The following is a 4,979-nucleotide window of genomic DNA, read 5'->3' as shown; positions in this document are numbered from 1 at the left end:
CGCGCCCGCAGGCACGGCCGCCCGCCGGCGGTTCATCGGCCGAGTCCGGCCATCATCAGATATTTCAATTCGACGTATTCATCCATGCCGTATTTGGAGCCCTCGCGGCCGAGGCCCGATTGCTTGACGCCGCCGAACGGCGCCACCTCGGTCGAGATGATCCCGTCGTTGATGCCGACCATGCCGCTTTCGAGCGCGGCCGACACGCGCCAGGCGCGGCCCAGGTCGCGCGTGTAGAAATACGCGGACAGCCCGAACGGCGTGTCGTTGGCCGCGGCGATCGCTTCGTCCTCCGTAGCGAACCGGAAGCACGCCGCCACCGGGCCGAAGGTTTCCTCCTCGGCGATCAGCGCGTTGGCGGCCACGTCGGCCAGCACCGTGGGCTCGTAGAACGTGCCGCCGAGCGCATGGCGGCGGCCGCCCGTCAACGCCCGCGCGCCGTGGCCGGTGGCGTCGGCCACGTGGCGCTCGACCTTGTCGAGCGCGGCGGCGTTGATCAGCGGGCCTTGATCGACCTCGCCCGCCAGCGCGTTGCCCACCCGCAGCTTGCGCACCGCGTCGGCCAGCTTGGCGGTGAACGCGTCGTACACGCCGTCCTGCACCAGGAAGCGGTTCACGCACACGCAGGTCTGCCCGGTGTTGCGGAACTTCGACGCCATCGCGCCTTCCACGGCGGCATCGAGATCGGCATCGTCGAACACGATGAACGGCGCGTTGCCGCCCAGCTCCAGCGACAGCTTCTTGAGCGTATCGGCCGATTGTTGCGCGAGCAACTTGCCGACCCGCGTCGAGCCGGTAAACGACAGCTTGCGCACCACCGGCGAGGCCGTCAGCACACCGCCGATCGCCACCGCGTCGCCCGACACCACGTTGAACACCCCGGCCGGGATGCCGGCGCGCTCGGCCAGCACCGCCAGCGCGAACGCCGACAGCGGCGTTTCCTCCGACGGCTTCAGCACCATCGTGCAGCCGGCCGCCAGCGCGGGGCCGGCCTTGCGGGTGATCATCGCGAGCGGGAAATTCCACGGCGTGATGGCGGCCACCACGCCCACCGGCTCCTTGGTCACGATGATCTGCGAGTTCGGCTTCGGGCTCGGGATCACGTCGCCGTACATGCGCTTCGCTTCCTCGGCGAACCATTCGAAGAAGCTGGCGGCGTAGCCCACCTCGCCCTTCGCCTCGGCCAGCGGCTTGCCCTGCTCGCGCGTGAGCAGCTCGGCCAGCACGTCGCGGTGTTGGAGCATCAGTTCGCCCCAGCGCTTGACGCGCGCGCCACGCTCCTTGGCGGTCAGCGCGCGCCAGGCCGGCCACGCGCGTTCGGCGGCGGCGATCGCCTGCCGTGTTTCGGCCTCGCCGCCGCGCGCCACCTGCACGATGGTCTCGCCGGTGGCGGGGTTCAGCACCGCGTAGGCGGCCTCGCCCGGCGCCGCTTCATGCCATTCGCCGCCAATGTAGTGGCCGCGCTTCAGAAATTCGCTCATCGTTCCGATTCCTTATGAATGGGCAGGGCGCCTCAGGCGGCTTCAGGCACCGAAGAGAAATCGCCGGCGAATTCGCCCTGCGCCGGGCGCGATTCGCGCGCGATGCGGCGGCCCGCCGTGTAGTCGTTGATCAGGTCGCACGGCGTGTAGTTGCGCTCCAGCTCGTACAGTTCCTCGGCATCGAGCCGGGTATCGAGCGCGGCCAGCGCGCTGTCGAACTGCGCCACCGAATCGGCGCCCACCAGCATGCTCGACACGCCGGGGCGGCCCAGCACCCAGGCCTGCGCGACCTGCGCCGGCGCGACGCCGCGGCGGCGCGCCACGGCGGCCACCGATTGCGCCACGGCCAGCGAGGCCGGGTCGCCGTACATCTGCGCCGTGAAGAAATCGGTCTGGTTGCGCGTGGATTGCGCATCGCAGGTCAGCAGGCCGCGCGCGAGCGGGCTGAACACCGACACGCCCACGCCCTGGTCCTGGCAATACGGCACCATCTCGCGCTCTTCCTCGCGATAGGCCAGGTTCAGTTGCAACTGCATGTTGATCGGCTTGGCCCAGCCGTTGCGCTCGCACGCCTGCATGATCTTCGCGAACTGCCACGTGTACATGGTCGACACGCCGATATAGCGCGCCTTGCCCGCGCGCACGATATCGTTCATCGCGCTCATGGTTTCCTCGACGGGCGTGTTCACGTCGAAGAAATGCAGCATGTAGATATCGAGGTAATCCATGTCGAGGCGCTTGAGCGAGCCGTCGATGCCGTCGAAGATGTGCTTGCGGGAATGGCCGCCCGCGTTCGGGTAAGCGCCCATGTCATAGCCCACCTTGGTGGTCACCACGATTTCCTCGCGACGCGCGGTGCGCTTCAGGATGCGGCCCACCACTTCCTCGCCCACGCCGGTCGAGTAGAAATCGGCCAGGTCGATGAAGTTGACGCCGGCATCCAGCGCGCGGCGCACGATCGGCTCGCTTTGGGCCTCGTCGAAAATCCACGGCTTCCATTGCGGCGTGCCCATGTTCATCGTGCCGAGGCACAGGCGGGAGACCTTCAGGCCGGACTGGCCGAGGCGGACGTATTCCATGTTTCCTCCAGGGGGCGGCTCGGGTCGGCCGCGTGCTGTCTGTCGTCTTGATAAGGGATGCGTAGGAACGGGGCGCGCGTTCAGCCCTGCTTCGGCGTGTAGAACGGGTTCGACACCGCGCGTGCGGCGGCGAACACCGTGTCGCGGTTCGGCAGGCCTTCCATCGCCGCGACGATCGCGTTGCGGCAGGCGCGGTAGTTGTTCTCGAACACGGCGTCGAGGTTGTCGGTTTGCGGGTTCACCCAGTTCGCCGTCACCACCACCCAGTCGTTTTCGGCTTCGGGCGGCAGCGTGCCCTGCTCCAGCGCCTCGGCCACAGCCTTGGCGATGCCGGCCTGCGACGCGCCCCAGGTGGCGTTGCCGTGGAAATCGCTACCGATCTGCGCCTTGTTCACATAGAGCGTGAGCGGCTTGGTCGGCACGCCCGGCTGCGCAATCACGACGAACGGCGCATGGCCCGCCGACGGCGTCGCCAGCGCGGTCGAGAACGCCTGGCCGGCCGGGCCTTCGCGCGGGCCGATCAGCACGTTGATGTGCGCCAGGTTCACGCCGGGGCCTTCGAAGCCTTCGCCGATATAGAGCGACTTGCGGGAGGGTGCGGTCATTGCGGTGTCTCGTCGATCAGTTTGAAGTGCGCCGATTATCGGCAGCGCCCTCGCCGTGCATGAAGCGATGTTTCCTGATCGGCGGCTATGAGTCGGCGTCATATCCGGGGGACTACCGATGGCCGGTGGTGGCGGCGGCGACGCGCCCGGAAAGCCGCTTCGGGTATAGTCCGGCTACATCAAACCCGCGCCGCGACGGCGGCTCACACGACCATGCGCACGATTGTCAGGCTTTGGAAAGCCAACAAGGGATTCATCGCCTTCCTGCTGTTGATGGTGGTTTTCCGCAGCGCGGTGGCCGACTGGGACGTGGTGCCGAGCGGCTCGATGCTGCCGACCATCCGGATCGGCGACCGCATCCTGGTCGACAAGCTCGCCTACGACGTGCGCGTGCCGTTCACGCATATCCGCCTCGCGCATCTGCACGACCCGCAGCGCGGCGACATCGTCACGATCGATTCGGCGGCCGCGCACGAGCTGCTCGTCAAGCGCCTGATCGGCCTGCCCGGCGACACCATCGCGATGCGCGACAACGTGCTGATCATCAACGGCAAGCCGGCGAGCTACCGGCCGGTGGGCGCGAACCTGCTGCGCAGCGATGCCGGCTCGCCCGGCGAATACCTGGCCGAGAAGATCGGCGGCCCCGCGCACACGGTGCGGCTCTCGCCCGACGCGCCGAGCCCGCGCGATTCGTTCGCACCGATCGTGGTGCCGCCCGGCCAGTACCTGATGCTCGGCGACAATCGCGACAACAGCGCCGATTCGCGCTACTTCGGCTTCTTCCCGCGCGACGAGATCATGGGCCGCGCGCGCCGCGTGGCGTTCTCGCTCGATCCGGAGCGCGACTATCTGCCGAGGCTCGACCGCTTCGGGCGCAAGCTCGATGCGCCGCTGGGTTGAATGGATTGGGGATGGGATGGCGGTGTGCGAGGCGCAAGCGCTTATTCAAGCGTGCGCGGATTCGGCAATCGATCGAATCGAGCACGCTGCCATCGAGCGTAGGGGAATCGGCGCGAACGCCTAATTCGCTGATCGCATAAATCGCCATCACAAATCCGAGCTTGCGTGAGCACTCGGCAAATCACTCATCTGTGCTGTCCAATATCGCGGCTGTCTTCAATATTTTGCTGCCGGTAAACGGCCCGTTCGAATTCGAACGAGCACTTCATCACTATCAGTCAAACATCCTCTGTTCGTTCAACGATGACTGCGGGTTCCGGCGGCGAAGACGATCTCAAAATTACACGCTTGACGATTACAGTCAGCTTGCTCGATAATCCGGCGCTCAAACTCTGGCGCCGGCAATTCAACGCCCTCCCTTAAACAGGGATCGAGTTGGGTGCCTGAAACAAGCGATGCCGCGCGACAGCCGGGCATCCTGAAAGACAAAAACATTCTGAGGGGAAGGGCAAGCCATAGCCGTGTGGCATGACGAAATCATCGGGAAACGCATATCGAACGATACGTTCCGATTCGGTCCAAAAAAAACCCATCGAACATAGCGCTACATCGAAATCGTTTTCAATTTCGATGCGTCTGCGCCGTTTATCTTCGCTTCGAATTTTCCGATTTTCTCCGATCCGGCATTGCCGGCCTTTTGTTTCGTCAACCGACCATTCAAGTCAAACCATGAATACTGAAAAGCGTCTGCTTCCCGCATTTCTGATGTGCCTGTTTCTCGGCAGCCTCGGCTTTCACCGTTTCTATGTCGGCAAGATCGGCACCGGCATCCTGATGCTGCTGACGCTCGGCGGCCTCGGCATCTGGACACTCATCGACCTGATCATCATGGCTTGCGGCAATTTCAAGGACAA

5 protein-coding genes are annotated in these 4,979 nt (G+C 65.3%); 2 read left to right on the top strand and 3 right to left on the bottom strand.

Annotation, left to right across the window (positions count from 1 at the left end; genetic code table 11):
- Positions 1-32 precede the first annotated feature (32 nt).
- The 3 genes from ACYP33_RS19780 to fae form a co-directional block, all read right to left on the bottom strand.
- Positions 33-1,481 carry an NAD-dependent succinate-semialdehyde dehydrogenase gene (locus ACYP33_RS19780; protein ID WP_459623491.1) on the bottom strand — a complete coding sequence of 483 codons (1,449 nt, stop codon included), beginning with the start codon at positions 1,479-1,481 and terminating at the stop codon, positions 33-35.
- A gap of 32 nt (positions 1,482-1,513) precedes the next feature.
- Positions 1,514-2,560: an aldo/keto reductase gene (locus tag ACYP33_RS19775; protein ID WP_414440285.1), complete on the bottom strand. Its 1,047-nt coding sequence runs from the start codon at positions 2,558-2,560 to the stop codon at positions 1,514-1,516.
- Positions 2,561-2,640: 80 nt separating this feature from the next.
- Positions 2,641-3,165: a formaldehyde-activating enzyme gene (gene fae, locus ACYP33_RS19770; RefSeq protein ID WP_414440286.1), complete on the bottom strand. Its 525-nt coding sequence runs from the start codon at positions 3,163-3,165 to the stop codon at positions 2,641-2,643.
- A 213-nt stretch (positions 3,166-3,378) separates the two neighbouring features.
- Between fae and lepB the strand changes: the two genes are divergently transcribed.
- Together lepB and ACYP33_RS19760 are read left to right on the top strand one after the other, a co-directional pair.
- Entirely contained in the window at positions 3,379-4,065 is a 687-nt protein-coding gene (lepB, locus tag ACYP33_RS19765; protein WP_459623489.1) for a signal peptidase I, read from the top strand.
- 729 nt (positions 4,066-4,794) lie between these two features.
- A partial coding sequence (locus tag ACYP33_RS19760) for an NINE protein (protein WP_459623487.1) occupies positions 4,795-4,979 on the top strand: 185 nt, incomplete at its 3' end.

This window comes from Burkholderia sp. 3C, assembly GCF_054589155.1.
This window is presented reverse-complemented; position numbering and strand designations above follow the sequence as displayed.

Coding starts and splice junctions, on each gene's coding strand:
- fae (WP_414440286.1), bottom strand. CDS start 3,165: ATGACCGCACCCTCCCGCAAGTCGCTCTATATCGGCGAAGGCTTCGAA.
- lepB (WP_459623489.1), top strand. CDS start 3,379: ATGCGCACGATTGTCAGGCTTTGGAAAGCCAACAAGGGATTCATCGCC.
- ACYP33_RS19775 (WP_414440285.1), bottom strand. CDS start 2,560: ATGGAATACGTCCGCCTCGGCCAGTCCGGCCTGAAGGTCTCCCGCCTG.
- ACYP33_RS19780 (WP_459623491.1), bottom strand. CDS start 1,481: ATGAGCGAATTTCTGAAGCGCGGCCACTACATTGGCGGCGAATGGCAT.